The organism is Caballeronia sp. LP006, from assembly GCF_031450995.1.
Taxonomy (GTDB): Bacteria; Pseudomonadota; Gammaproteobacteria; order Burkholderiales; family Burkholderiaceae; genus Caballeronia.
The window spans coordinates 847,185-870,994 of record NZ_JARTVW010000002.1; the positions used below are offsets into that span (position 1 = coordinate 847,185).

Genomic DNA, 23,810 nt, shown 5'->3' on the forward strand with positions numbered 1-23,810 from the left:
TGCAATCGCGGCGGGTCAGGCCGCCGCGACTTCCGCGTCGATATCATCAGTGCCCAGGCGCGAGAAAATATCGCATACGGCGCGCATTTCGGCTTCGTCGCGAATGCTGACGAATACTCGGGTTATACCGTATGCAGCGGATTCATCGTTATCGAAGCCAGGTAGGATGTCGTCGCTGCCCGTCGATGCAATCCCATACCCGCCGTCGGTGGCGGCTAGATCGGCATAGCCTGCAAATTCGGCGGTGATCCACTGGGTCGGTGAACTGATGCTCAGTTCCATGCTGGCGGTGAAATCGGCGAACCCGGACATGCTCGCGACGCGAACGCGGTCGCTCGTGATGCCCTGCGCCTTGAGGTCTTCCAGTGCTTCGTCCAGCTTGCGGGAGCCAAAAAAAGCTCCGGTCACTTCACGCATCATTGCTTGTCTCCTTGCTGCCCACGTGGTGCCGCGCTCCACGAAGGCGTTCGCACGAACGCAACTTGGAGGCTCTAAGCACACCGGTTTGCCGCGTAATCGGAGAGTGAGAGGCGCGACGCGAAAAGCCGGTGAACCGCTTCAGGGAGGCTCGCGAGTGCGCGAGGTGATGGCGAATCCAACGGATGCGGACGAGGATTCGCGAGCCTTCGATCGGAAGTCGACCGCTTGAAAGCGAGGCGCGCGCCTTGAATGCTTACATGCCTTGCAAAACATAACACACGCGCTTTGACTTCAAGCGGTACTTGAACTTTACGCTCGGTCAAATGGTTGATCAACAGTTTGTTACATTTTTAGTTGCCTGAACCATAACGGTTTTTTGTGTTTTGCGTTGAGGGCTTAAGGCATTTTGTATTCGATCAGGCATCAGTCGTCGTACAAGCAAGTCTGCGCCCCTATAATGGCTCGTCTACCTTTTTCAATCGCCCTATGTCACCAGCTCTCGCCGCCGGCGGTCTTCGCCGCTCTCGCAATCTGACCGAGGAAGTTGTCGCCGAACTTTCGGAACGGATTCGCAGCGGCGCGCTTCAGCCTGGCGACAAGCTTCCGACCGAATCGGAGATCATGGCGCAACTGGGCGTTAGCCGTACGGTCGTACGAGAATCGATATCGCGCCTTCAAGCGGGGCGCCTGGTTCAAACGCGTCATGGCATTGGCACTTTTGTACTCGAAGCGACCGATCACGATCGCTTCCAGATCGAAGCTGCGGGCGATCTCACCGTGCGCGACGTCATGGCCATCCTCGAACTACGCATCAGTCTCGAAGCCGAGGCCGCAGGTCTCGCGGCAATGCGGCGAAGCGAAGAGAATCTGAAGCACATGCGTCATGCTCTGGACGAGTTCGAGCGGCACATTGCAGAAGGCACGGGCAACGCGGTTGCCGCGGACGTCGCATTTCACCTCGAGCTTGCCAAGGCTACGGGCAACCGTTATTTCCACAGCATCCTTAGCCAGTTGGGCAACACGATCATTCCACGCACGCGTGTAAATTCCGCTGCGCTTGCGCATAACGATCCCGGCAGTTACCTCGATCGCGTGAACCGCGAACACGAGGATATCTACGACGCCATCGAGCGGCGTGATCCGGAAGCTGCCCGCGCAGCCATGCGCATGCATTTGTCGAACAGCCGCGAACGCTTGCGGCGGTCACAAGAAACAGCGGTTAAGCCTGCGGAGGCTTGAGCCGCATTCGTCCTTCGGGCGAGTGGTTTGTTTAAGCAGTTAGAGCCCCTGAGGGTTCGCTCGCTCGAGACGAACAACGTCGATTTAACCGCAATAAAAGATGCATTGGACCGACTGCGATCATCTGCCCAAACGCGCGGCACGGTCACTTAATCGCCGTGCGGGCTTGCGCGATGGCATCATGGCGCAGACGGCCTTTCGATTGATCGCTCGAGTTCACGGCAGAGACGAGCGGGTAACGAAATCTGCAATTGCATCATTGACCGCCTGAGTGGCATCCCTATGCGGTGAATGTCCGCAAGCCGCTAGCTTGACGAGATGAGTGTGATTCACGGACGCCTTGATCTTGTCGATCTGAAGCATCGACGCGTATTCATCGTCGTGGCCTTGTATTGCGAGCAATGGCCGTTTGATCGAGCGAATTTCGCCTGTAATGTCCCAACGCAGAAATTCCGGATTGAGCCATGCGTCGTTCCAGCCATAAAAGGCGGAATCTGCGTCCTCATGGTAGCCAGCGAGTTTCGCTCGCAACGCACCGTGCTCATAGGCGCTTCGCACTTCCTTTATGGCTTTGACTGTGATCGCTTCCACGAACACATGTGGTGCAAGCACGATCAGTCCGGCAAGCGCTTCGGGAAAAGTGCTTGCGTAAAGCAGTGCGATTGTCCCGCCATCGCTATGGCCTACGAGCCACATGCGAGAACGTTCGAACGCATTTACCTTGAGCGCATCTAGAAGCGCAGGCAATATCTTCGTCGCCTGACGATGCATGAAGGTCACAGGCCACTTTTCATGCGGAGGGCGCGGCGTCGACCGTCCATAGCCAGGACGCGAATAGACGAGACCACGGCAGTTCAATCGGTCGCATAGCCGCTGCGGCCAGTCTTTCCACAATGCAACTGAACCCAGCCCCTCATGCACAAATACCGCGATTGGAGCATCGATGCGCGAAGGATTGATCCACTTATATTCGATGCGCAACGGATAGGGTCCGCAGTTCAGTTCGACGAAGGCTTCGTTCATGCGTTTGGTAGCAGGATTGATCTGCGTGGAAGATTAACAGACGATCCACGCATCAATGCGATGACACGTAGCCCGAACCCGGTCCGGGATCTGGCAGCGCGAAACTGTCTTTGAGACGCTGGGCTTCATCGACGGGACTGCGCCCAAACAAACGCTTGAATTCGCGGCTGAATTGCGAAGCACTTTCGTAGCCCACTTGCGCCGATGCGACGGCTGCCGTGACATCGTTCCGCACCATGAGCAGCCGCGCCTGATGCAGCCGGGTTGACTTCAAATATTGCATTGGTGACGTGTTGGTCACGGTCTTAAAATGCAAATGGAACGCGGGCACGCTCATGTTGGCTTCGCTTGCAAGCAGCGCAACATCGAGCGGCTCATCGAAACTTTGATGGATCTTGCGCAATGCTCGCGCGACTTTCCCGAACTGACCTTGCCGTGTCAAAGCCGCGCGCACCGAAGGACCTTGTTCGCCCGTCAACACTCGAAAATAAATCTCGCGCACGAGAGCCGGCCCAAGAACCGGACCTTCGAGCGGGTCACTCACGGTTTCGAGAAAGCGCAGAACCGTCGCGCCGAGTTGTTTGTCCAGCGGCGTTGAGATCATGCCGTGAGGTTCGGACGTTACGGTTGCGCCGTGTTCATCGAGTTGCATGATCAACTCTGCTGCAACGTTGAGATCGAGCCGGAAATAGATGGCAAGCAAAGGTTTTTGCGCGCTGGCATCCGTCTCCATGGAAAAGGGTACGGGCACCGACACGGCCAGGTAATGCTGCTCATCGTATAGATAAACTTGCTCGCCGAAATAGCCACGCTTGCGGCCCTGACAGACGATGACGATGCCCGGGTCATAAAGTACCGGCGTGCGACGCAGTGGTCTGTTCGAACGCAGAAAACGCACGTCTGGCAATGCTGTGAGGTTATAGCCTTCCAAAGGGGCAAGCCGCATCAGCAGCTCGATCATGCGGCGTCTGGTTTCGGTGGCTAGCGTTCGGCGGGTGATCACGGTGGCTCCGCAAGATGTGTCGACAGCCCTTAATTTGCCAGCTTTGCAGCCGCGAATCCATACGCCAATAGCTTTAGGCAAACATGCGAGAAGAACCGGCGTATCAAGAACGATGCGCGCTCTCTAATATTGGACAGGTGTTGCGGCATGGTGCGCGCGACGAGTCGGATAGGAGAGTTCACATGGAAAACACAAACGGCAAGACGTTTATCATCACCGGCGTGAGTTCGGGTTTTGGACGCGCTTTCGCGCAAAGCGCGCTCGATGCAGGACATACGGTTATCGGCACGGTTCGCAATGGTGACGCCCTCAAGGAATTCGAGGCCATCAATCCCCGATCGGCACATGGAGTCGTGCTCGACGTGACGGCGTTTGACCGCATAGGCCCGGTTGTCGAGGAAGTAATGCGCACATACGGCCCGATCGATGTGCTCGTCAATAACGCTGGCTATGGCCACGAAGGCACACTTGAAGAATCGCCGCTGGAGGAAATGCGCCGGCAGTTCGATGTCAACGTATTCGGTGCGGTCGCCATGATCAAAGCCGTATTGCCTTCCATGCGGGAGCGCCGTGCCGGCCACATCATCAACATCACGTCCATGGGCGGCTTCATCACGATGCCGGGCATTGCATACTATTGCGGCAGCAAATTCGCGCTGGAAGGCATTTCAGAGACGTTGGCCAAAGAGGTCAAGGACTTCAACGTAAGAGTAACGGCCGTTGCGCCCGGATCGTTTCGTACCGATTGGGCTGGCCGCTCGATGGTCAGAACGGAGCGCAGCATCGCAGACTATGACGCGCTATTCGACCCGATCCGCGCGGCGCGTGAGGCCAAGAGCGGCAAGCAATTGGGCGATCCAGCCAAGGCCGGCCAAGCCTTGCTAAGCCTCATCGAAGCCCATCATCCACCTGCGCATCTTCTTCTTGGGAGCGATGCAATCTCTCTTGTCAAAACGAAGCTAGTGGCGCTTAACGAAGAAATCGACAAGTGTGAGCATTTGTCGCGCTCGACCGATTTTTCTTGAGCGTGTCTTAGCGTCGTCCAAGGAAAATCTCAAGAGAAATAAATAGCGAGGCGAATTATTTTCTCTTGGACGGCGCTGAACTTTCTCGGCGAAAGTGATTCGTAAGGATTCGCTGCACTGCAACGCGGGTGCAATCCATCGAATGCTCGTCATGAGAACGCCATGAATCGACCGAAACGCATGCTTCTGGAAAACATTGCCTGGGCTCGCGAAACCGCGCAGGCGGACACGCAATTTTTCCCACGCCTTGCAGAGGGGCAAAACCCCAAGGTGTTGTGGATCGGGTGTTCGGATAGTCGCGTGCCTGCCGAAACGATCACGAACGCTAACCCAGGCGATCTTTTCGTTCATCGCAACATCGCGAACTTGTTCTCGCCGTCGGACGACAACACTGTGAGCGTCCTTGAATATGCGGTGCGAGTGCTGAAGGTCGATCATGTGATCGTATGCGGGCATTATGGATGCGGCGGTGTGCGAGCATCGTTGTTGCCGCTCTCGAATGAAATACCGCACGTCAATCGCCGTATTGCCCCGGTGTGCGCTTTAGGCGAGCGGCATCGACGTGAACTCGACGACTTGGAAGAGTTCGATGCGCGCGCTGATCGCCTTGCGGAACTCAATGTGCTCGAACAAGTGCGGCTTCTGCGTCAGACGCGGATCGTAATCGATCGCGATGAGCCTCCGCTCGTGCACGGCTGGATTTTCGGCCTGCACGACGGGCTTATCAAAGTGCTCGCCTCCGGCTATGACGCGCCTCGTATGGTGCCGTTGTACGCGGAACTCGTCGAAGCCGCCGGACGCTGATTCGATCGTCGCTCATTTCATGCTGCGTGAATTCGTTAAACGTAGCAGGCACCCACATGGCTAAATCCTTATGAACCTTAGCAATCGTCTAAGCCAGTTCCCGCGCGACCTGTTCGCCGGCACAGTCGTATTTCTCGTAGCGATGCCTCTGTGTCTTGGCATTGCCAATGCGTCGGGCGTGGAGCCCTTTGCGGGGCTTTTGTCCGGAATCATAGGCGGCATTGTCGTGGCATTGCTTAGCGGCTCGCAATTGAGCGTAAGCGGACCGGCAGCGGGGCTTATCGTCATCGTGGTCGATGGCATCGCGGGACTAGGCAGTTTTTCTGCATTTCTACTCGCGGTGCTTTTGTCAGGCGCAATTCAATTCGGCTTTGGCTTGCTCAAGGCGGGACGTTTTGCAGCGTATGTGCCGTCGTCGGTGATCAAGGGCATGCTTGCGGCCATTGGCCTATTGCTCGTCATCAAGCAGATACCCCTGGCCGCGGGCTTCGCCAATGCAGGCGCACCAGCCGCGAGCGGACCGGGCTTGCTCGATACGCCTTTCGGTCCGGTATCTTTCGCTGCTTGTGCCGTAGCCGTGATGTCCCTTGCCATGCTCGCTGGCTGGGAAACGCGCGCCATGCGACGTTTTGCCGTGGTGCGCGCCGTGCCCGCGCCGCTTGCCGTGGTGGCGTTCGGTATTGGCGTAACGCTTTTACTCGACATGTTCGCGCCGGGCTTGGCGCCGCCCGCGCAACATCGCGTGGCATTGCCTTCGCTTGAAACGTTCGCAGCATTCACGAATGCGCTTGAATTGCCCAACTTCTCGCAATTCGTCAACCCGGATGTCTGGCGTCTCGCATTCACGCTTGCCATCGTCGCGAGCCTTGAAACTTTGTTGAGCCTGGAGGCGGTCGAGCAACTCGATCCCAAGAGACGTAGTGCACATCCCGATCGCGAATTGAAAGCGCAAGGCATTGGCAACATGATGGCGGGCGCTATCGGCGCATTGCCAATTACATCGGTCATCGTGCGTAGCTCGGCAAACGTTCACGCGGGCGCGCAAAGTCGCTGGTCTTCATTCGTACATGGTGTCTTGCTGCTTGCAAGCGTCTTTGCGTTGACGAGCGTGATCAACCTCATTCCGCTTGCATGTCTGGCTGCGATATTGATTTTCACCGGGCTCAAGCTTGCCAAGCCGTCGCTGTTTGTCGCCATCGCCAGACAAGGCTTCGAGCGATTTGCACCCTTCGTCGTGACAATCGCTGGCGTGTTGCTGACCGATCTGCTCATGGGTATTGTGCTTGGCATCGCATGTAGTCTCGTGCTTGCCGTGCGCGCAAATCTCAAGCGGCCGATCACGATGACGCAGCACGACGATCATTACCTACTCTCGTTTCGAAAGGACGTGTCGTTTCTCGGCAAGGTCACGCTAAAGCATCTTCTGCGCTCCATTCCTGACAACGCGACTGTCATTCTCGATGCTTCGCGTGCGGACCATATCGACCCGGACGTACGCGAGATCATCGATGACTTCGTGAGCGAAGCACCCGCCAGAGGAATGCATGTCGAGTGCAGGCAAATGCCGCTTGCAGAAGCGCGGCTTGCCGTGCCGCGCATGCGTTCCCGCTGGCAGCAGTGGAGAAGGCGCCCGGCTTGAGCTTCTAATAAAGCTTGCTAGCTCGTTACGATGGACAGCGAGAATCCGTCCCATCCCTTGCTGCCCACCGTTTGCACGGCAGTGGAGGAGAGCCGTGGATCGGTTGCGAGCATGTCGAAATAGGCGCGCAATCCGATCACATCGGGCTCGGTGCTGTCAGCATCGGCGATACGGCCACGACGGATGATGTTGTCGCCAACGATCGCCGTGCCCGGCTTGCTAAGGCTCAACGCGAGACGCAGATATTCGGGATAGCTTTTCTTGTCGGCATCGATGAATATGAAGTCGAAAGGGCGCATGCCTTCGCGCACGAACCCTTCAAGCGATGCGGCCGCCGCGCCGACCACGACTGTTGCAACCGAAGCAAGTCCAGCGCGTTCGAGATTCTTGCGCGCCACCTCGGCGTAGTCGGGATTGGCCTCAAGCGAAAGCAGCGTGCCGTCAGGTGGCAGGGCGCGTGCGAGCCAGATGGTGCTGTAGCCGCCTAGCGTGCCTATTTCAAGGATATGGCGTGCGCCACGCAGGCGTGCGAGCAGGTTCAGCAGCTTGCCCTGATTCGGTGCGACATTGATGGGAGGCAGTCCCGACGCACTGCTCGCCGCGAGCGCTGCTTCGAGTACCTCGTCGTGTGCCTGGGTTTGCTGGCACAGGTAGGCGTCCATGGCATCCCATTGCTGCTGGTCCATCCGAAATCCTCGTCTTGAGCGAACTGCCACGATACTCCGCCGGCCGACATGCATGCAAAAAACCACGCGGTGGCATTCAAAATTTCAAACACGATGCGTCGTGCCGGTCTCTTTCCGAGCCGTTTCACGCCGCAATGTATGGCCGACCTCGTCCACCGTCAGCCGAATGGCGTCGATCAGCGCTCGGGCAGCTGGCGAGGGAGTGCTACCGGCGCGCAAGGTCAGACCGATATCGCGTTTTGTATTTTGCATCGCTATGTCGAGCACCATGAGTTGGCCCGACTCGCATTCATAATGCAATTGCTGCGCTGAGACCGCTGCGAGCATATCGGTGTTCATCAGCAAACCGCGAATGACCGCGAGGTCGGCGGTTTCGACGGTCGGCATGGGCGGCTTCATTTTCCATCGCTTGAACTGCGCCTCGAACATGCCACGCGCGGGGGCGTGGCTGCGCGGCAAAATCCATTGTGCCGAGACGAGTTCCTTAAGAGTGAGTCCGTCGATTTCGGCAAGCGGATGACCACGCCGCCCGATCACGACCATGTCCTCCGACATGAAACGTTCGTTAGTCAAACCGCTCGATGCATCGTTCTGCCGAAGCGCGCCGAGCACGAAATCGATATCGCCCGCCCGCAGGCCGGCAACGAGCGTCTCATAGGCGCTTTCGTCGGTGATGATGCGCACGCCCGGATATTGCGCGGCCACTCTCGCTATCGCGCCCGGCAGGATCAACGTACGCCCGAGCGGCAGCGAACCGACCGTGACGAAGCCCTGAATCGTCCCGCGCAATGCGGCGATATCGTCGGGAATATGGCGCAGTTCGTTAAGCGCGCGACGCACGTGCAAGACAAAAGTTTCGCCTTCGCTCGTGAGCAGCAAGCCGCGCGGGCTGCGATAAAAAAGCTGCATGCCCGCGCCCGTTTCCATGATGCGAATGGCGCTAGACACCGCGGGCTGACTAAGTCCGAGCGTCTGCGCCGCGCTCGGCATATGTCGATGACGCGCCAGCGCGGAAAACAACTGGAGGCGCCGCGTGTTCAGCAGAAACGCCGGCAGGCCGTCGCCGCTGCTGGCGCGGCGCCGTGACTGGCGCGCTGCACACCACTGTGCAAGGGTTTCCAGCTCCGTGAAGATGCGTTCGCAACGCAGAAGAACGGCGCGGCCGGCCGGCGTAGGAAGCATGCCCGATGACCGGCGTTCGAGCAGCGTCTCGCCAACGGCGGCTTCAAGTTCCTGTAGCGAGCGCGTGACTGCCGACTGAGCGCGGAACAAAGCGACGGCGGCGCGCGTGGCGCTGCCCGTCTGCGCAACGAGCCGGAAAGCGCGCAGATAGGCGAGATTGAGCAGTTCGCGGTGGTCCATTCGAGCCGCAATGAGGGTAGAAGCCTATCAGTTTAATTTATCGCCCCGACGTGGTGCATGCAGAATGCAATTTCCTCACTGTTTGCTAATTCTTGACGACGATGATGACGACATGCACCAACCAACAAACGTATCGACAGGAGCTAGCGCCATGTACCAACACATTCTCGTCGCCGTGGGTCCTGGCTTCAGCGAAGCCGCGTTGTTCGTCGCGATCGCGCGTTCACGTGAAAGCAATGCCCGGCTGACCATGCTGCATGTCATCGACAGCGCTCCGTGGTGGACGGCATCACAAGCCGATGTGATTTGCTGCGATACGGTCGATCTCGTCAACCAGCTTGCGCTCGTCGTCTATCGCAGTAGCACCAAGATGCTGGAGGAGGCAGGGGTCGAAGCTCACTGGGAGACGCGCAGAACGCCTGCCGATGGACACAACGTCGGGCGTATCATCGCAGAGGCTGCAGACGAGCTCGAAGCGGATCTCATCGTGCTCGGTGGCGGCAAGCGCAGTCTCTTTGGCATCGGCGTGCGACGCGTAAGCCATGTGGTGTGCCGTCATACCGACCGTGAAGTGCTGATTGCGTCGGAGCGCGCGAATGAGCGGGCTTGCACTGAAACTCTGTCACGCACGGTGTGGGAAGCAAGTCACGCGTAATCGGTCTCACACGTCGAGAATCCGGTAGCGTTGCAGGGCTTCGATCTGCGTTTGAAGGCTCCGTGCGCGATGTTCACGGCAAAGCATTTCGGCATTCGTGGCATCGCCATTTCGCAACGCGGTGATGACATCGCGCAGGACGCTGGTGCTTGCGTCGTCGAGCTTGATGAGCTTTAGCGTGAGTTCGCGCACGCGGCGCACTTGATCGGCACATTCACCGACTATTTGCGCCAGCCTCGGGTTGTCGCTCATTTCGACGAGGTGCGCATAGAAAAGCTCGCATGCCGCCGCCCACGCATCGCGATCGTCTTTAGCAAAAGCGCGCTCCATATCCGCGCAGGATTTTTCGAGTGGTTTGATATCACGCGCGCTTAGTTTGCGCGAAGCTACTGCTGCCACCGCAGTTGCTTCGAGACTTGTCTGCACCTGGAAAACTTCTTCGAGATCCGCCATCGACACATTGCGCACGCGCACACCGTGACGTGGAATGATTTGTACGAGATGTTCGTTTTGCAGTCTGATGAGCGCCTCGCGAACGGGTGTGCGGCTTACGCCGAACATCTGCACCAGTTCTTGCTCGAGCAACTGCGTACCCGGGCGCAGCTCGTTGCGCAGGATCATCTCGCGAATTCTCTGGTAGACCGTAGCGGTCGATTTTTCTCGCGGCTTGCTGATCGCTTCGGCGGTCTGGGCTTCAGCCATGATGGGCATTCCAGATGCGTTATCGCCCGGGCATGGACGAAATCCGCCTTGAAAGACGGACGGAATGCCTTACATTATAAGAGAAGAATCACCTTGTATCGCTCAACGTATACGTTATGCCGCAGCGAAAAGGCGGATGATTTGCTTAACATCAGACTAAAAAAAGCCGCCCTAGGCGGGCGGCTGAATGGGCCTGCTCGCTTCCGTCTTAGCCTGAAATTATCTGTCCCAGACTTCGTCCGGCAAAGGCAGGCCCCCGAGGTCGTCCGCGCTCAAGGGTCGGTCCACAGTGACTCCTTCGCTTTCAAGCATGAGCATTACCTGCCGGGTGTGTTGCGCGCTATGCCATGCGGTGCGTTCAAGCACTTCGTGCATTGAGCGGCGGCCGTAGTAAGTCGGCACGTCATAGGCAAGCGTGCGATCGGTTTCCTGTTCCCACCACTTTAGTAGTCGGACGCGCACGCTTTCTCCCCAACGCGCGATGTCTTCTGCGGTCCAATTGTCAGGCGGCACATCGTCAAAGCCCTCGAAGCGCAATTCAATCTGATGCGCGGCTTGCACACCCATTTCGGCGACGCGGAATACGTGAAACGTCAAACCAGCCGGCGTGCGATTGCGATTACGGAACGGCTGTCGAAAATGCTCAAGACCGAACTGCCTCGCATAGCGCGCGTTCGACTCGAGTACGTGCGCGAGCTTTGCGACGAGCTGTTCGGGAGGCAACGGCGGCGCTGCCGTGGTCTTGAGATCGAGAAAACGGATGACGTCGTTGATGGATTGGCAAAACGTGTATTTCTGCCCGAGCGCGACCACCGGAACGCTACGTGCACCAAGCGCCAAGAGCGCCGCGCGGCCTTCCGGATCGTTATGCACGTCAATCGATTCGTATTCGATGCCCTGACGCGTAAGAAATTCCTTGGTCCGCAGACACGACGAACATCCCGGTTGCCAGAACACGCGAATACGCGTGGCTTGAGCGACTTCGGCTTCCATTTTCATGCTCCTAAGGTCAAGGCCTTCAACGACGTGCTGGAGCTAATTCTGTTTGATGCGGTGAGTGTCGCAAAGCAACGCTTCGTCATGCCGCCATCGCGATATGCGATGACGAGTCAATTTTCAGTACACTGCGATTGCCGCTCTTAACGATCATCAACGGCCTGAACAAGCCCTATGCATTCGATCGATCCGCTTTCGCTGAGACTCTTCGTAGCGGTTGCCGAGGCGGGCACCATTGCCGCCGCGGCTGAACGTGAACACATTGCGGCAGCCGCGGTAAGTCGACGTATCAGCGAGATTGAAGCCATGTTCGGCGTGCCTTTATTGCATCGCACGAATAAGGGCGTAGTGCCGACCGAAGCGGGTGAACGCCTCGTCGCTTTGGCGCTTAGCGCGCTGCATCATTTCGACGATATTGCCCTGCAAATGCGCGACTTCACTAATGGCCTTAGCGGTATGGTGCGCATCGCGGCGAACAACTCGTCCATCGTGCAATTCCTGCCTCAGGATATTCAGTCTTTCGCGGCCAGTCATCCCAATGTTCGCTTGCAAGTGGACGAAAAGCCCAGTATGCAAGTCGTGCGCGCGATCGCCGATAACGCGGCCGACATAGGCGTCTTTACAGCCGTGCCGCATGGTCGTGCTATTCAGACGCTTCCCTATCGTACCGACAATCTCGTGCTCGTCACGCCGCCGGGTCACGCGCTTTCGCTAAGAAATTCGATAGCTTTCGCCGAAGCACTAGACTTCGAATTCGTCGTCTTGCCGGCCGATACCGCTATAAGCCAATGTCTTACGCGAGCCGCAAACGAAGATGGCCGCGCCGTCAACGTGCGCATTCAGGTGACAGGCTACGATGCCCAATGTCTGATGATCGGTGCAGGCCTTGGTCTTGGTGTCATGCCCGATGCAGTCGCACGCCAACATGCAAGGTCTTCGGGGCTCTGCGTCGTCGCTTTAACGGATAAATGGGCCGCGCGTGAACTCCTGATAGGAATGCGCTCGCTCGATGCCCTGCCCGAAGCCTGCAGAAAACTCGTCGCGCATCTGGCAGCCGTATAACGTCATTGCCGGTGCTAACATCGGCTAAGGAGACGCAAATCATGAGCGCCACGCGCGTAAAGATCGTGCAGGACGAGCCACCGGTCGCAACCGCTAACGGAACGAAACCCGTCAAGCGCAACACGACCGAGCTTGCATATGCCGAATTACGCCGCAGAATCATCGAAAGCGAATTGACGCCTGGTTCCTACATGCTCGAACAGGAACTCGGTTTGATGCTGGGCTTCAGCCGCACGCCGATTCGCGAAGCCGCAATTCGTCTGCAGGGCGAGGGACTCGTGCAGATCGTGCCTAGGCATGGCATTCGTATCGTGCCAACTTCCATCTCCGACATCAGGAACATCTACCAGGTCCTCATCAGCCTGGAATCGACGGCTGCCAGCCTTATTGCGTCGAAGAAGGGCGTGGACATCACACCCCTTGTCATTGCGTGCGAGGCGATGAGCGCGGCATACGAACGCGGCGACATGTTGGCTTGGGCTGCCGCGGACGAAGTCTTTCACGAAACGCTCGTTGCGCTTAGCGGGAATACCCGCTTGCAAAGCGTGGTCATGAATTGTCGCGATCAAGTGCATCGCGTGCGACGCTTTACGCAAATGGTCAAACCGCATCCGCAACCCGTGAAATCCGTGCAGGAGCATTACGGCATCATCGACGCGATTCAATGCGGCGATGCGGCAAAGGCAAGCGCGCTATATCGTGCACATCGAGAGCGTGGCTGGCGCGACCAAACGAGCGTACTGCAACAATTCGGCATTCAACAGGCTTGAGGCAGCGCCTTCCTAAGGCGCGCGACAAGAGTCGAGCCAGCTCGAGCACGGGTATGTCCGCCCCCGGCATTTCTGGACTTCAGAGAATTTAATGCATACATTAACTTGCACGGTTAAGCCTCCCGTGCGAGTTCGATTTGCCGCGCGGCTCAATAGCCCGCTCAGTCAAGAAGCCTAAAACATAGTGCGGCCGCATGCGCCAAGCACGATGCGAGACCGCCCAACATGGATGGAGACGCCTACATGTCTGGAATACGGAGAATCGCCCGTAGTGTTCTTTTAATGTCTCTCGCTGCCGCGTCCATTTGCGCGACGCATGTGCAGGCCGCGCCGCTTACCGTGACGCATTGGGGTGACGGCATGTATGGCGTGCCTTTTGCGGTCGCCATGGAAAAAGGCTTCTTTAAGGAAGCCAACGTGGACGTAACAGGCTTCATCACATCGGAAGGCGGCGGCACCACCGTGCGCAATGCGATGGCTTCCGAGATTCCTTATGGCGAGGTCGCCCTGCCGGCCGCCATTTCCGCAGTCAAACAAGGTGTCGACCTGACAATTGTGCATGGCGGCGTGCAGAGTCTCGCCGACCTTGTCTGGGTGGAACTAAAGAACGGCACCATCACCAACATCAAACAAATGAAGGGCAAGACTATCGGCTATAGCAGCCCGAAGTCGACTACGGATACGGTCGTGACGATTGCGTTAGACCGTGCAGGTCTCGCAGGCCAAGTGCAGCGCAAGCCGGTCGGTAGTTCTAGCGGTATGCTGACTTCGCTGCAACAAGGCGCTGTCGATGTCGCTTACATGACGGAGCCTTCCTATAGCGGGAAAAAAGATCAGTTGCGCATAGCTTTTCGCTCTTCCGATATCGTGCCTAACGAGACACAGACCGTGGGCATCGTGCGCACCGACTATCTCAAGTCGCATCCCGAGGTGATACGCGGAATTATCAATGCGCGTCGCAAGGCGGTGCAGTACATTGCCGCGCACCGTGAAGAATCGGCGCAGATTCTGGCGAAGCAATACAAGATGGACCCCGCTGTCGCGACGTCGGCGGTCAATAACGTGCTCGAGTCCGATCCGAAGTACTGGAGCGAAGGAAGCTTCGATCGCAAAGGCATGGAAGAAGTGCTCAAGGGCCTGATACTCGTCAAGGCCATTCCGGAAGGCCCGTTCGATTGGTCGAAGATCGTCGACGAGTCTCTGCTTCCCGCCGATCTGCAAACGAAAAAGTGAGGCACGCGATGAGCGTATTGTCACGTCGCACGCGAATTTCCGTTGTTTCCACAGACGCTGCGACACAGGCGGGGGATCGTGTGCAAGCGCGCGTGACCGATGTCACGCGCATTTATCCCGGCATTGCAGGCAAGCCTCCTTTTCATGCGCTCGGCCCCGTAAGTTTGGAATTGCGCGCGGGTGAATTCTTTTCGGTTGTCGGCCCTTCCGGTTGCGGTAAGTCCACTTTGCTGGATGTGCTCGCAGGCCTTAATCCCGCAAGCGGCGGCACTGTCGAATTCGAAGGGCATGCAGTGGGACGCGAGGTTCCGGATGGCGTGGCCGTCGTGTTTCAGGAAGACGCGAGCTTTCCATGGCTCAACGTCTTTGACAACGCAGCCTTTGCGGCGCGTCGCGCAGGCGTGGCAGAGAACGAAGTAAAGGCGCGCGTCGATCATGCATTGTCTTTCATGGGTCTCAAGTCTTTCGCGCGTGTTTATCCCGCGCAACTCTCGGGCGGAATGCGGCAACGCGTTTGCATCGCGCGCGCCATGGTCGTGCGTCCGCGTCTCATGTTGCTCGACGAACCATTCGGCGCATTAGATCAGCAGACACGTCTCCTCATGGGCGATGAAATGCTCAAGCTTTGGCGCGATACGGGCGCGACCATCATGCTCATTACGCATTCGATCGACGAAGCGGTGCTGCTGTCCGATCGCATTGGTGTGATGTCGGCGTGTCCGGGACGCTTCATATCGACCATTGAAACCGGCTGGCCGCGTCTTCGCGACAGCAAGATCGCACTCGATGCGCGCTTCGGCGAACTGACCGCGCAAGTGTGGGGTCTGTTGCGCGAAGAGGCCATGAAAGCGCTAGGGAGCCAGTCATGAGCGTTGCCGCACGCTGGCGCGTGGGAATAGTCATCGGCTTCATTTTGTTGCTGGAGATAGCGACTCGTTTTGCATGGATCAATCCTGTCTCATTCATTCCGCCTTCGCGTATGGCGGTGAGCGCCTGGGACATTCTCGCGTCAGGGCAATACACCGTGGATATTGTGCAGACGCTTAGCAGCGCATTGCTGGCTGTCGCGCTTGCGGTGGTAGTGGGCTTTATCGGCGGCGTGTTGCTGTTCAGATTGCCGCGCGCAAGGCGTGTGCTGGACCCCTTGCTGCTTTCCTACTATGCGGTGCCCGTCTTCGTGCTGTATCCGATCTTGATCGTGATCTTCGGCTTGAACCGCTGGCCTCTGGTTGGCATCGGGTTTCTCTTTGCGGTCGTCGCCATGGCCGTAAATACTTTGAATGGTCTTGAACGTGTGCCTCGTGTGCTGTTGCGCACGGCGCGCGTATGCCGCTTAAATACGCTAGACGAGGTGCGCCTCATCACCTTGCCCGCGAGTCTTCCGTTCGTATTTACAGGCATCAAGCTCACCGTGGTCTACGCGTTCATCGCGGTGGTAGCGGGTGAATTCGTGTTGTCCGGGTCGGGCTTCGGTTATCAAATCGCATTCGCCTACAACGCGTTCGACAATTCGACGATGTACGGCCTCATGCTCCTGATGCTGATCTTCGTTGCCACGCTCAATGCCCTTTTACGCACAGCGGAAACGCGTCTCTATCGGCGCATCAGAAGGGAGGCCGCATGAGCACTGTCGTCGTCACGCATACGGCAAGGCCGCGACACACGCGGCGATGGATGGACGCGCTCGTGCTCGTCGTGGTGCTGGTCGGGCTTTGGCAAGGCGCAAGCGGGTGGCTTGGCCCCGATGTGCTGACCACGCCGCTGCATACCGTCCAACGTGCAATGCATATAGTCAGCGACCCGGATTTTCCGGAAAGCCTCTATGTCACATCGCTTGCCTTTGCTTCGGCGTTCGCCATCTCTGCCGTAGCAGGCGTTTTTCTCGGTCTGTTTCTTGGCGTGCGACGCTTGGCCGGTGAGGTGATGGAGCCGCTAATGATGGGCTTTTATTCCATTCCCAAGGTCACGCTTTATCCGGTCGTGCTGCTCGCTTGCGGTCTCGGGTTATGGGCCAAGATCGTATTCGGTGTGATACACGGGATCGTTCCGATTACGCTCTTCACCATGAACGCGGTAAAGAACATGCCGCCTATCTACGCACGCGCGGCCCGCACTTACCGCATGAACCCGATGGATTTCGCGCGTCATGTGTTGCTGCCCGCATGCGTGCCTGAAGTCGTAGCGGGACTGCGCATCGGCTTTTCGCTTACCTTGCTTGGCACGCTTATCGGCGAGATGTTCGCGTCGCAAAGCGGTATCGGCCGCATGTTGATGATCGCCATGAACCGCAACGAAACGAGCACGATCATGGCGCTTGCGCTCATGCTTTTCGTGTTCGCCACACTGGTGAATCTCATGTTCCTTAAATGGCAGCGTCATCTCACGCATAGCGATTGATCATGCATACGCTCTTCGACAAGTTGTGGGACAGCCATACCATTTCCCATCTCGCAGGAGGCGCCGATCTGCTGCACGTGGATCGTCATCTGATGCACGAGCTCACCGGCGTGGAAGCGGTCCGCGTGCTTGAAAAGCGCGGCCTTGGCGTGGATAGTCCCGCGCTTACCTTTGCCACCGTCGATCATGTGATTTCGACGGCCCCAGGACGCCGCGCAGGCGATGCCGACTGGAGCACCGAGATGGTCGAATCGATGCGCACGCAGATGACGCATCACGCGATTCCCATCTTTGACATAGGCCAGGCAGGCCTTCAGGGCATCGTGCATGTGATCGGACCGGAGCTCGGCCTTTCTTTGCCAGGAACGTCCATCGTTTGCGCGGATAGTCATACATGCACGCATGGTGCAATGGGCGCGCTTGCCTTCGGTATCGGTTCGACGGAGGTCGTGCATGTGCTTGCGACGCAAACCATTCGACAGAAGCGCCCAAAGACGATGCGTGTGCGCTTCAATGGCAAGCTGCGCGAAGGCGTGACCGCGAAGGACATGATTCTGTATCTCATCGGAAAGATCGGCGCGGCTGGCGGCACGGGCTATGCCGTCGAATACGCGGGCGATGCGGTCGAAGCATTGAGCATGGAAGGCCGCCTCACACTGTGCAATCTAAGCATTGAGCTGGGGTCCAAGCTTGGCCTCGTCGCGCCCGATGAAACCACGTTCGCTTATCTGCGCGACAAGCCTTATGCACCGCAAGGCGAGCAGTTCGACCAGGCTGTCGCCGACTGGAAGATGCTTGCAAGCGATTCGGAGGCACAGTTCGATCGCGAAATCGGTATCGATGCGTCGTCCATCGGCGTACAAGTCACGTGGGGCACGAGTCCCGAGCACGTGATTGCGCTGGACGATGTCATACCCGACCCCGCATCGCTCGATGATGAATCGCGCCGTCATGCCGCCGAAAATGCGATCGACTACATGGGCGTGCGTGCCGGACAGCATCTGGATGAACTAAGCGTGGACCGCGTATTCATAGGCTCGTGTACGAATAGCCGCATCGAAGACTTGCGTGCGGCAGCACATGTGGTCCATGGTCAGCATGTCGCCAGCAACGTGAAGGCTTGGGTCGTGCCGGGATCGCTCACGGTGGCGCGTCAAGCCGAGCAGGAAGGGCTCGATGCGATCTTCCGTGCCGCTGGCTTCGAATGGCGCGAGCCGGGCTGTTCGATGTGCGTGGGCGCAAATGGCGACGTGGTTGGGCGTGGCGAACGTTGCGTATCGACCTCGAATCGCAATTTCATTGGCAGGCAAGGTCCCGGTGCGCGTACGCATCTGGCTAGCCCTGCAGTTGCCGCAGCTAGCGCCATTGCGGGGCATATCGCCGCGCCACGTGTGCGTCAAACGGAAGGGGCGTCGCGATGAAAGCGGTGACGATCATCTCCGGAGCAGCGGCTCCGCTCATGCGAGATAACGTCGATACGGATCTCATCATCCGCATCGAAAGAATTTCGCAACTCGTGCGCGGACAGTTGGGACCCTATCTGCTCGAGACTTTGCGTTATCGCGGCGACGGTCCGCAAAGTGGTGAACGTGAGGACTTCGTTCTCAATCAGCCCGCATTCAGAAGCGCATGCACAGTCCTCGGTGGTAGCAACTTCGGTTGTGGCAGCTCGCGCGAAATGGCGGTGTGGGCGCTTGAGGAAGCGGGCATTCGATGCGTCATCGCTTCATCGTTCGGCGACATCTTCTATAACAACTGTCTTCAGAACGGACTGCTTCCTGTGCGACTCGACGCTGCCGAGATCGAGCGCATAGCGGTTGCTGCTAGCGATGGAACGCCCATCGAGGTCGATCTCGGTGCGCTCGAAATTCGCGCACATGGGTTGGAAACGATTCACTTCGAATTCGATCCGGCACAGCAGCGAGCGCTTCTGGAAGGACTCGACGAGATCGATCAGACGCGCCTTCTTAAAGACGATATTGCGCGCTTTCTTTTGAGGGATCGAAAAGCGCGCAGTTGGGCTTACTTCGCTTGACACATCGACATCATTCAACTTGCCGGAGAATCATCTTGACCCGTTCAGCCCGTTTTCGCGAATTATTTAAAGAGGGCCCATTCGTCTGCATGGGCGCGCACGATGCGTTGACCGCGATGCTAGCGGAACAGGCCGGCGCCAAGTCGCTATACGTTAGCGGTTTCGTTGCATCCGGCGTGATTGCAGGGCAGGCGGATATCGGCGTACTCTCGCAGACGGAAATGTTCGAGCATATCCGCCGCATTTGTCGCGTGACGACAGTGCCCATATTCGCAGATGCCGATACGGGCTACGGCGGCATCCTCGACGTGCAGCGCACGATCCGTCTATGGGAAGAAGCGGGCGCATCGGTGCTGCATCTCGAGGATCAAGCATTGCCCAAGAAATGTGGACACTATGCGGGCAAGCAGCTCGTATCGAAGGACGAGATGGTGCTCAAGCTGCGCGCAATGATCGAGGCGCGCACCGATCCGGACTTCTTCATCGTGGCCCGTACGGATGCGATTGCAGTAACCGGAATCGACGATGCGATCGCGCGGCTCGAAGCCTACGCGGAAGCAGGCGCGGATGGCCTCTATGCCGATGCGCCCGAAAGCCTCGAACACATGCGCGAGCTCACGCGTCGTCTCAAGCCGTTAGGCAAGCCGATTCTTTTCAATCAGGCGCGAACGGGAAAGAGTCCGTTCGTCTCGATGAAAGAGGCCTACGAAATAGGCTTCGATTACACCCTCGCCCCAATCGAGTCGATGCTTGCCATGCATAAAGCTGTCAAGGAAGTCATGATCGACTTCATGCGCGAAGGCACGACAGATGCCATTGCAGACCGGCTCACGACCTTCGAGGAATACAACCGCTTTGTCGGGCTCGACAAAGCGATGGAAGTCGAGAAGCACTTTGCGACCTCGTAAAGATAAAAGCCATCGCTAGTTGAGCAGCGTCCACAAGGCGAGGGTCAGCACGAGTCCGACGACCGACACGATGGTCTGCAAGACCGACCAAACGGCTACCGTGCGCTTGAGCGTTAAGCCGAAATATTCGCGCACCATCCAGAAGCCCGCGTCGTTGACGTGACAGAAGAACACGGAGCCGGCGCCGATGGCAAGCGCCATCAACGAGCTGTGCGTGGCAGACAAGCCGATAACCACGGGCGCCACGATACCGGCTGTCGTCGTCGTGGCGACTGTTGCCGATCCGGTGGCTTGCCTGAGCGCCACTGCGATCAGCCACGCAAGCAAGACCAGCGGCAGATGCGCGCCCACGGCGATCTTGCCGATCGTCGTGCTGATGCCTGCGGCGACGAGTGTCTGCTTGAGTCCACCGCCTGCGCCGATGGTGAGCAGAAGCGCCGCGATTGGCGGCAGGCTCTTGCGCAAGATGCCGCCTACGCGATCGCGCGCCATGCCGCGCGACCAACCGAGCATCACGATGGCGAAGAGTACCGTTAGAGCAAGCGCAATCAACGGTTCGCCTACGAAGTCGAGCGTGTCGTAAAGCAGCGTGTCCTTGGTAAGCGCGAGCTTGGCGATAGTGCGGCCGAGCATCATCACGACGGGTAGAAGTATCGTGATAAGCGAGATTGCGAAGCCCGGTGTCGCTGCGCCATCCGCATGCTCGGTAAAGAGTTTGCCGATCTCTTCTGGCTCTTCGACGTGCATGCGCTTCGAAAGCCAGATGCCGTAGAGCGGACCCGCCAGAATCACGGCCGGCAGCGCAACGATCAAACCGAGCCCGAGCGTTAGTCCAAGATCTGCATGCAATGCGCTCACGGCAATGAGCGGCCCTGGATGCGGCGGTAATAATGCATGCAAAGTCGTCATGCCGGCGAGCGCGGGGATCGCGATGCGCAGGATCGGCTGCTTGGAGCGCCGTGCCATCACGAAGATGATCGGCACCATCATTACAAGGCCCACTTCGAAGAAGAGCGGCAGGCCCACGATGATCGCGACGAGCGCCATCATCCACGGCAGACTGCGGGGCGTGGAAAGATCGAGCAGGGTCGTCACCAACCGATCCGCTGCCCCCGACTCGGCCATCAGCGCACCGAGCATGGCGCCGAGCGCGATGATGATGCCGACATCGCCGAGCAACGCTCCCGCACCCTTGCTAAAGGCCTGCGCAATGGCTTCCAACGGTTGATGCGCAGCGAAACCGGCAACGAATGTACCCACTAGGATAGACAGGAACGGCGCGAGCTTGAGAACGCCGATTGAGAGGATGATGACCGCAAGGCCGAGCGCGCAGGCGATCAGAAGCTGAGTATCGTGGGCTGACCACGAAGCAAGAGTTGTCGTTGGGTTCACAGTGACTTTGTGCTGGCGCGCGGCGGCGGCATGCCGGAGCGCTTACGGTTTGCTTTCGTCCGCTCTTGAGCAGACGCGAGGCCTCGTCGTAATAGCATTTTTTTTCGCGATGGTCAAAATATGGCGTCGTCACGTTTTGCATTCGGTGTCTTGCATGATGCATGCAATCGACAAAATGCAGTGTCATTTAACGCGCTTTGGCCATACTGCGAACAGTCTTACGCGGTAGAACCAAGCGCAGGGAGCTGTGGCCTTGCTAGACTAGCTTTGAGAATTGAAGCCAACGGAGAAGTCTCGTGACCCAGCCCTTAGTAAAGGCTTTCGTATTCGACGTTTTCGGTACCGTGGTGGACTGGCGCGGCGGCATAGCGCGGGAAGCTGCGTCGTTTCTAAACGCTCTCGGTCAAGCGAACGCGTCGCCGGAAGCGTTTGCCGATGCATGGCGCAGTCGCTATGCGCCCGCAATGCAGAAAGTCCGCAGTGGCGAAAGACCGTTCGTAAGGCTGGATGTCTTGCATCGAGAAAATCTGGACGACGTGTTGCCCGAATTCGGCATCAACAAAGATGCCGTTCCAACGCATGTGCTCGATGAGTTGAATCTCGCGTGGCATCGTCTGGACCCTTGGCCCGATTCCGTAAAAGGACTTGCGCGCCTCAAGACGCGCTACATCATTGCGCCGTTATCGAACGGCAATATCAAGTTAATGGTGGACATGGCGAAACACGGTGGTCTGCCATGGGATGCGATTCTCGGCGCGGAAACAGCGCAGGCTTATAAGCCAACGCCGCAGGCTTATCTGCGTGCGGTCGATGCGCTCATGCTCAAGCCTGAAGAGGTGTGCATGGCGGCGGCCCATAATAGCGATCTCGTCGCGGCAAGGGCGTGCGGCCTGAAGGCTGCGTTTATCGCTCGGCCTTATGAGCACGGTGCGCGACAAGCCACAGACCTCAGAGCAGAAAGCGATTGGGACTTCATCGTGAACGACTTGAACGAACTGGCCGATGCAGCCGGCGCTTGAATGGCGACTCAAGGCGATGACGAGGGGACGTCATCGCCTTTCGAACAAAGCGCAGGACGTTATTCAACGCCTTCGACAATGCGGAAATCACGCTCCACTGAATCGCCTAACGTAACGAGCGCGTCCTGATAGGTCTTGCTGTCGTAAGCGGCTTTAGCAGCATCGAGTGAGTCGAACTCGATGATTACCGTGCGTTCCTTAACGCCATCGCCCTGAATGAACGACGCCACGCCGCGCGCGAGAGGGCGTCCGCCGCCTTCCTTGATCGCAACCGTCGCCTGCTTCGCGTACTCCGCGGCCTGATCAGCGTTGATGATCTTGCGGTATGCGCTGACCCAATATCCCTTTGCCATCTCTATCTCCGTTTTGTTACCTGAGTGATTGAGCGCCGGACTTCGTCACGTGCGACTCGTCCGGTTCGAAGGCAGCATAGCAAACTCTCGCTTGAGGCATGCGAGCGCTAAGAGCAGCCTTTAATCGGCTGCGTATTTGCGGTCCAGCTCGTCGTACAGCGGCTTGTTCACGAGCCGCTGACGTTCCGAAAAAGGTGCAACTATGCCTGGATCTTCATCGAGACGGCCTTGTGTCTTTAGTGCCGACAACGCCGTCTGCATACCACGCACGGCGCCTTGCAACGCGGCGTTGGCATAAAGGACGAGGCTAAAGCCAAGGCGCTCGAGGTCCTCTCGCGCTGTTACCGGCGTCTTTCCGCCGATGACGAGATTGATGAGTTGCGGCGCTTCGACGAGTTCGGTTAGCGAGGCAATTTGCTCTGGCGTCTCGATGGCCTCGATGAAAAGAATGTCGGCCCCGGCTTCGACAAATGCGCGCGCCCGCTCTATGGCGCGGTCGAAGCCTTCCACCGCGCAGGCATCCGTGCGTGCAATGATCTGGAAATTCGCGTCCTCGCGTGCGTCGACCGCGGCGTGGATCTTGCCGACCATTTCGCTGGTCGAGACCACGTTCTTACCCGCGAAATGGCCGCATTTCTTAGGCATCACCTGATCTTCGAGTTGAATGGCGTCCGCGCCCGCGCGCTCGAGCGTGCGTACGGTGTGGCGCACATTGAGTGCATTGCCGAAGCCGGTATCCGCATCGACGATGAGCGGAACATCGACGGCATCGCGAATACGAGAGGTATGTTCCGCGACTTCCGCGAGGCTGATGAAACCAAGATCGGGCAGTCCTAGCGACATATTCGTAACGCCTGCGCCGGTTATATAAATTGCTTCGAAGCCGAGGTCGACGGCCACGCGTGCGCTCATCGCGTTGAAAGCGCCCGGTAACAGCAGTGCGCGGCGCGCGTTGACCAGTTCGCGAAAGGCGGCGCGGCGGCGAGAGGATGACGTGGTCATGGCTTGATTCCGTAAGTAAGAGATTTTTGCGTTTGGTTCATGTTAAAGCGTGCAGCGGTTTGGCGCTTGGCGTCAAGCGCGTCGT

25 protein-coding genes and 1 pseudogene are annotated in these 23,810 nt (G+C 58.0%); 15 read left to right on the plus strand and 11 right to left on the minus strand.

Annotation, left to right across the window (positions count from 1 at the left end):
• Positions 1-15 precede the first annotated feature (15 nt).
• A complete protein-coding gene (locus P9250_RS04505; RefSeq protein WP_310391349.1) occupies positions 16-420 on the minus strand; it encodes a hypothetical protein in 405 nt (134 codons plus the stop codon).
• A 486-nt stretch (positions 421-906) separates the two neighbouring features.
• Between P9250_RS04505 and P9250_RS04510 the strand changes: the two genes are divergently transcribed.
• The gene (locus P9250_RS04510) at positions 907-1,659 is read left to right on the plus strand and encodes a FadR/GntR family transcriptional regulator (protein WP_244831285.1); all 753 of its coding nucleotides are present in this window, start codon (positions 907-909) and stop codon (positions 1,657-1,659) included.
• Between the two features lie 216 nt (positions 1,660-1,875).
• Here the strand turns inward: P9250_RS04510 and P9250_RS04515 are convergent, their stop codons facing one another.
• The gene (locus P9250_RS04515; RefSeq protein ID WP_310391351.1) at positions 1,876-2,682 is read right to left on the minus strand and encodes an alpha/beta hydrolase; all 807 of its coding nucleotides are present in this window, start codon (positions 2,680-2,682) and stop codon (positions 1,876-1,878) included.
• A 52-nt stretch (positions 2,683-2,734) separates the two neighbouring features.
• Positions 2,735-3,643, minus strand: coding sequence for an AraC family transcriptional regulator (locus tag P9250_RS04520; RefSeq protein ID WP_310391438.1), 909 nt, complete (start codon positions 3,641-3,643; stop codon positions 2,735-2,737).
• Between the two features lie 224 nt (positions 3,644-3,867).
• Here P9250_RS04520 and P9250_RS04525 point away from each other — a divergent pair, with 224 nt between their 5' ends.
• The 3 genes from P9250_RS04525 (at position 3,868) to P9250_RS04535 (ending at position 7,153) form a co-directional block, all read left to right on the plus strand.
• Positions 3,868-4,710, plus strand: a complete 843-nt coding sequence (locus tag P9250_RS04525; protein WP_310391353.1) for an oxidoreductase — start codon at positions 3,868-3,870, stop codon at positions 4,708-4,710.
• A 162-nt stretch (positions 4,711-4,872) separates the two neighbouring features.
• The gene (locus P9250_RS04530) at positions 4,873-5,514 is read left to right on the plus strand and encodes a carbonic anhydrase (protein ID WP_310391355.1); all 642 of its coding nucleotides are present in this window, start codon (positions 4,873-4,875) and stop codon (positions 5,512-5,514) included.
• 70 nt (positions 5,515-5,584) lie between these two features.
• Positions 5,585-7,153, plus strand: a complete 1,569-nt coding sequence (locus P9250_RS04535) for a SulP family inorganic anion transporter (protein ID WP_310391356.1) — start codon at positions 5,585-5,587, stop codon at positions 7,151-7,153.
• Positions 7,154-7,170: 17 nt separating this feature from the next.
• On the opposite strand, the gene P9250_RS04540 is transcribed toward P9250_RS04535, so the two are convergent.
• Positions 7,171-7,839: an O-methyltransferase gene (locus P9250_RS04540; protein WP_309964820.1), complete on the minus strand. Its 669-nt coding sequence runs from the start codon at positions 7,837-7,839 to the stop codon at positions 7,171-7,173.
• Between the two features lie 84 nt (positions 7,840-7,923).
• Positions 7,924-9,201: a LysR family transcriptional regulator gene (locus P9250_RS04545; protein WP_250527243.1), complete on the minus strand. Its 1,278-nt coding sequence runs from the start codon at positions 9,199-9,201 to the stop codon at positions 7,924-7,926.
• A 151-nt stretch (positions 9,202-9,352) separates the two neighbouring features.
• Here P9250_RS04545 and P9250_RS04550 point away from each other — a divergent pair, with 151 nt between their 5' ends.
• The gene (locus P9250_RS04550; RefSeq protein ID WP_310391359.1) at positions 9,353-9,856 is read left to right on the plus strand and encodes a universal stress protein; all 504 of its coding nucleotides are present in this window, start codon (positions 9,353-9,355) and stop codon (positions 9,854-9,856) included.
• Between the two features lie 6 nt (positions 9,857-9,862).
• Here P9250_RS04550 and P9250_RS04555 read toward each other — a convergent pair whose 3' ends face one another.
• The 3 genes and pseudogenes from P9250_RS04555 to P9250_RS04565 all read right to left on the minus strand — a co-directional run bounded on the left by P9250_RS04555 (position 9,863) and on the right by P9250_RS04565 (position 11,551).
• Entirely contained in the window at positions 9,863-10,309 is a 447-nt protein-coding gene (locus P9250_RS04555) for an FCD domain-containing protein (protein ID WP_310391440.1), read from the minus strand.
• A 24-nt stretch (positions 10,310-10,333) separates the two neighbouring features.
• Positions 10,334-10,567, minus strand: a pseudogene (locus P9250_RS04560) (GntR family transcriptional regulator); the annotation flags it as partial.
• 210 nt (positions 10,568-10,777) lie between these two features.
• The gene (locus P9250_RS04565; RefSeq protein ID WP_310391361.1) at positions 10,778-11,551 is read right to left on the minus strand and encodes a glutaredoxin domain-containing protein; all 774 of its coding nucleotides are present in this window, start codon (positions 11,549-11,551) and stop codon (positions 10,778-10,780) included.
• A gap of 177 nt (positions 11,552-11,728) precedes the next feature.
• Between P9250_RS04565 and P9250_RS04570 the strand changes: the two genes are divergently transcribed.
• The 9 genes from P9250_RS04570 (at position 11,729) to P9250_RS04610 (ending at position 19,959) form a co-directional block, all read left to right on the plus strand.
• Entirely contained in the window at positions 11,729-12,616 is an 888-nt protein-coding gene (locus P9250_RS04570; protein WP_250510540.1) for a LysR substrate-binding domain-containing protein, read from the plus strand.
• A gap of 41 nt (positions 12,617-12,657) precedes the next feature.
• The gene (locus P9250_RS04575; RefSeq protein WP_310391364.1) at positions 12,658-13,386 is read left to right on the plus strand and encodes a GntR family transcriptional regulator; all 729 of its coding nucleotides are present in this window, start codon (positions 12,658-12,660) and stop codon (positions 13,384-13,386) included.
• Between the two features lie 282 nt (positions 13,387-13,668).
• A complete protein-coding gene (locus tag P9250_RS04580) occupies positions 13,669-14,619 on the plus strand; it encodes an ABC transporter substrate-binding protein (protein ID WP_310391366.1) in 951 nt (316 codons plus the stop codon).
• A gap of 92 nt (positions 14,620-14,711) precedes the next feature.
• Positions 14,712-15,488, plus strand: a complete 777-nt coding sequence (locus tag P9250_RS04585) for an ABC transporter ATP-binding protein (protein ID WP_250467964.1) — start codon at positions 14,712-14,714, stop codon at positions 15,486-15,488.
• A complete protein-coding gene (locus P9250_RS04590; protein WP_250467965.1) occupies positions 15,485-16,243 on the plus strand; it encodes an ABC transporter permease in 759 nt (252 codons plus the stop codon). The genes P9250_RS04585 and P9250_RS04590 overlap by 4 nt, the downstream gene beginning before the upstream one ends.
• Positions 16,240-17,016, plus strand: coding sequence for an ABC transporter permease (locus tag P9250_RS04595; RefSeq protein ID WP_244831300.1), 777 nt, complete (start codon positions 16,240-16,242; stop codon positions 17,014-17,016). Before P9250_RS04590 ends, P9250_RS04595 begins: the two co-directional genes overlap by 4 nt.
• Positions 17,017-17,018: 2 nt before the next feature.
• Positions 17,019-18,437, plus strand: a complete 1,419-nt coding sequence (gene leuC, locus P9250_RS04600; protein ID WP_310391369.1) for a 3-isopropylmalate dehydratase large subunit — start codon at positions 17,019-17,021, stop codon at positions 18,435-18,437.
• Positions 18,434-19,051, plus strand: a complete 618-nt coding sequence (leuD, locus tag P9250_RS04605) for a 3-isopropylmalate dehydratase small subunit (protein WP_310391371.1) — start codon at positions 18,434-18,436, stop codon at positions 19,049-19,051. Before leuC ends, leuD begins: the two co-directional genes overlap by 4 nt.
• A 35-nt stretch (positions 19,052-19,086) precedes the next feature.
• Complete coding sequence (locus P9250_RS04610) at positions 19,087-19,959, plus strand: oxaloacetate decarboxylase (RefSeq protein ID WP_244831303.1); 873 nt, start codon at positions 19,087-19,089, stop codon at positions 19,957-19,959.
• Between the two features lie 15 nt (positions 19,960-19,974).
• Here P9250_RS04610 and P9250_RS04615 read toward each other — a convergent pair whose 3' ends face one another.
• The gene (locus P9250_RS04615) at positions 19,975-21,351 is read right to left on the minus strand and encodes a gluconate:H+ symporter (RefSeq protein ID WP_310391374.1); all 1,377 of its coding nucleotides are present in this window, start codon (positions 21,349-21,351) and stop codon (positions 19,975-19,977) included.
• Positions 21,352-21,647: 296 nt separating this feature from the next.
• Between P9250_RS04615 and P9250_RS04620 the strand changes: the two genes are divergently transcribed.
• Positions 21,648-22,370 carry a haloacid dehalogenase type II gene (locus P9250_RS04620; RefSeq protein WP_310391377.1) on the plus strand — a complete coding sequence of 241 codons (723 nt, stop codon included), beginning with the start codon at positions 21,648-21,650 and terminating at the stop codon, positions 22,368-22,370.
• Positions 22,371-22,429: 59 nt separating this feature from the next.
• On the opposite strand, the gene P9250_RS04625 is transcribed toward P9250_RS04620, so the two are convergent.
• Together P9250_RS04625 and P9250_RS04630 are read right to left on the minus strand one after the other, a co-directional pair.
• Positions 22,430-22,723, minus strand: coding sequence for a DUF1330 domain-containing protein (locus P9250_RS04625; protein WP_244831306.1), 294 nt, complete (start codon positions 22,721-22,723; stop codon positions 22,430-22,432).
• A 120-nt stretch (positions 22,724-22,843) separates the two neighbouring features.
• Positions 22,844-23,725, minus strand: coding sequence for an oxaloacetate decarboxylase (locus P9250_RS04630; protein WP_250467970.1), 882 nt, complete (start codon positions 23,723-23,725; stop codon positions 22,844-22,846).
• Between the last annotated feature and the right edge of the window lie 85 nt (positions 23,726-23,810).

What these genes read in the sequence shown, in the direction of transcription:
- P9250_RS04505 (WP_310391349.1), bottom strand. Translation starts at nt 420, where the DNA reads ATGATGCGTGAAGTGACCGGAGCTTTTTTTGGCTCCCGCAAGCTGGAC.
- P9250_RS04510 (WP_244831285.1), top strand. Translation starts at nt 907, where the DNA reads ATGTCACCAGCTCTCGCCGCCGGCGGTCTTCGCCGCTCTCGCAATCTG.
- P9250_RS04515 (WP_310391351.1), bottom strand. Translation starts at nt 2,682, where the DNA reads ATGAACGAAGCCTTCGTCGAACTGAACTGCGGACCCTATCCGTTGCGC.
- P9250_RS04520 (WP_310391438.1), bottom strand. Translation starts at nt 3,643, where the DNA reads ATGATCGAGCTGCTGATGCGGCTTGCCCCTTTGGAAGGCTATAACCTC.
- P9250_RS04525 (WP_310391353.1), top strand. Translation starts at nt 3,868, where the DNA reads ATGGAAAACACAAACGGCAAGACGTTTATCATCACCGGCGTGAGTTCG.
- P9250_RS04530 (WP_310391355.1), top strand. Translation starts at nt 4,873, where the DNA reads ATGAATCGACCGAAACGCATGCTTCTGGAAAACATTGCCTGGGCTCGC.
- P9250_RS04535 (WP_310391356.1), top strand. Translation starts at nt 5,585, where the DNA reads ATGAACCTTAGCAATCGTCTAAGCCAGTTCCCGCGCGACCTGTTCGCC.
- P9250_RS04540 (WP_309964820.1), bottom strand. Translation starts at nt 7,839, where the DNA reads ATGGACCAGCAGCAATGGGATGCCATGGACGCCTACCTGTGCCAGCAA.
- P9250_RS04545 (WP_250527243.1), bottom strand. Translation starts at nt 9,201, where the DNA reads ATGGACCACCGCGAACTGCTCAATCTCGCCTATCTGCGCGCTTTCCGG.
- P9250_RS04550 (WP_310391359.1), top strand. Translation starts at nt 9,353, where the DNA reads ATGTACCAACACATTCTCGTCGCCGTGGGTCCTGGCTTCAGCGAAGCC.
- P9250_RS04555 (WP_310391440.1), bottom strand. Translation starts at nt 10,309, where the DNA reads ATGGCGGATCTCGAAGAAGTTTTCCAGGTGCAGACAAGTCTCGAAGCA.
- P9250_RS04565 (WP_310391361.1), bottom strand. Translation starts at nt 11,551, where the DNA reads ATGGAAGCCGAAGTCGCTCAAGCCACGCGTATTCGCGTGTTCTGGCAA.
- P9250_RS04570 (WP_250510540.1), top strand. Translation starts at nt 11,729, where the DNA reads ATGCATTCGATCGATCCGCTTTCGCTGAGACTCTTCGTAGCGGTTGCC.
- P9250_RS04575 (WP_310391364.1), top strand. Translation starts at nt 12,658, where the DNA reads ATGAGCGCCACGCGCGTAAAGATCGTGCAGGACGAGCCACCGGTCGCA.
- P9250_RS04580 (WP_310391366.1), top strand. Translation starts at nt 13,669, where the DNA reads ATGTCTCTCGCTGCCGCGTCCATTTGCGCGACGCATGTGCAGGCCGCG.
- P9250_RS04590 (WP_250467965.1), top strand. Translation starts at nt 15,485, where the DNA reads ATGAGCGTTGCCGCACGCTGGCGCGTGGGAATAGTCATCGGCTTCATT.
- P9250_RS04595 (WP_244831300.1), top strand. Translation starts at nt 16,240, where the DNA reads ATGAGCACTGTCGTCGTCACGCATACGGCAAGGCCGCGACACACGCGG.
- leuC (WP_310391369.1), top strand. Translation starts at nt 17,019, where the DNA reads ATGCATACGCTCTTCGACAAGTTGTGGGACAGCCATACCATTTCCCAT.
- leuD (WP_310391371.1), top strand. Translation starts at nt 18,434, where the DNA reads ATGAAAGCGGTGACGATCATCTCCGGAGCAGCGGCTCCGCTCATGCGA.
- P9250_RS04625 (WP_244831306.1), bottom strand. Translation starts at nt 22,723, where the DNA reads ATGGCAAAGGGATATTGGGTCAGCGCATACCGCAAGATCATCAACGCT.
- P9250_RS04630 (WP_250467970.1), bottom strand. Translation starts at nt 23,725, where the DNA reads ATGACCACGTCATCCTCTCGCCGCCGCGCCGCCTTTCGCGAACTGGTC.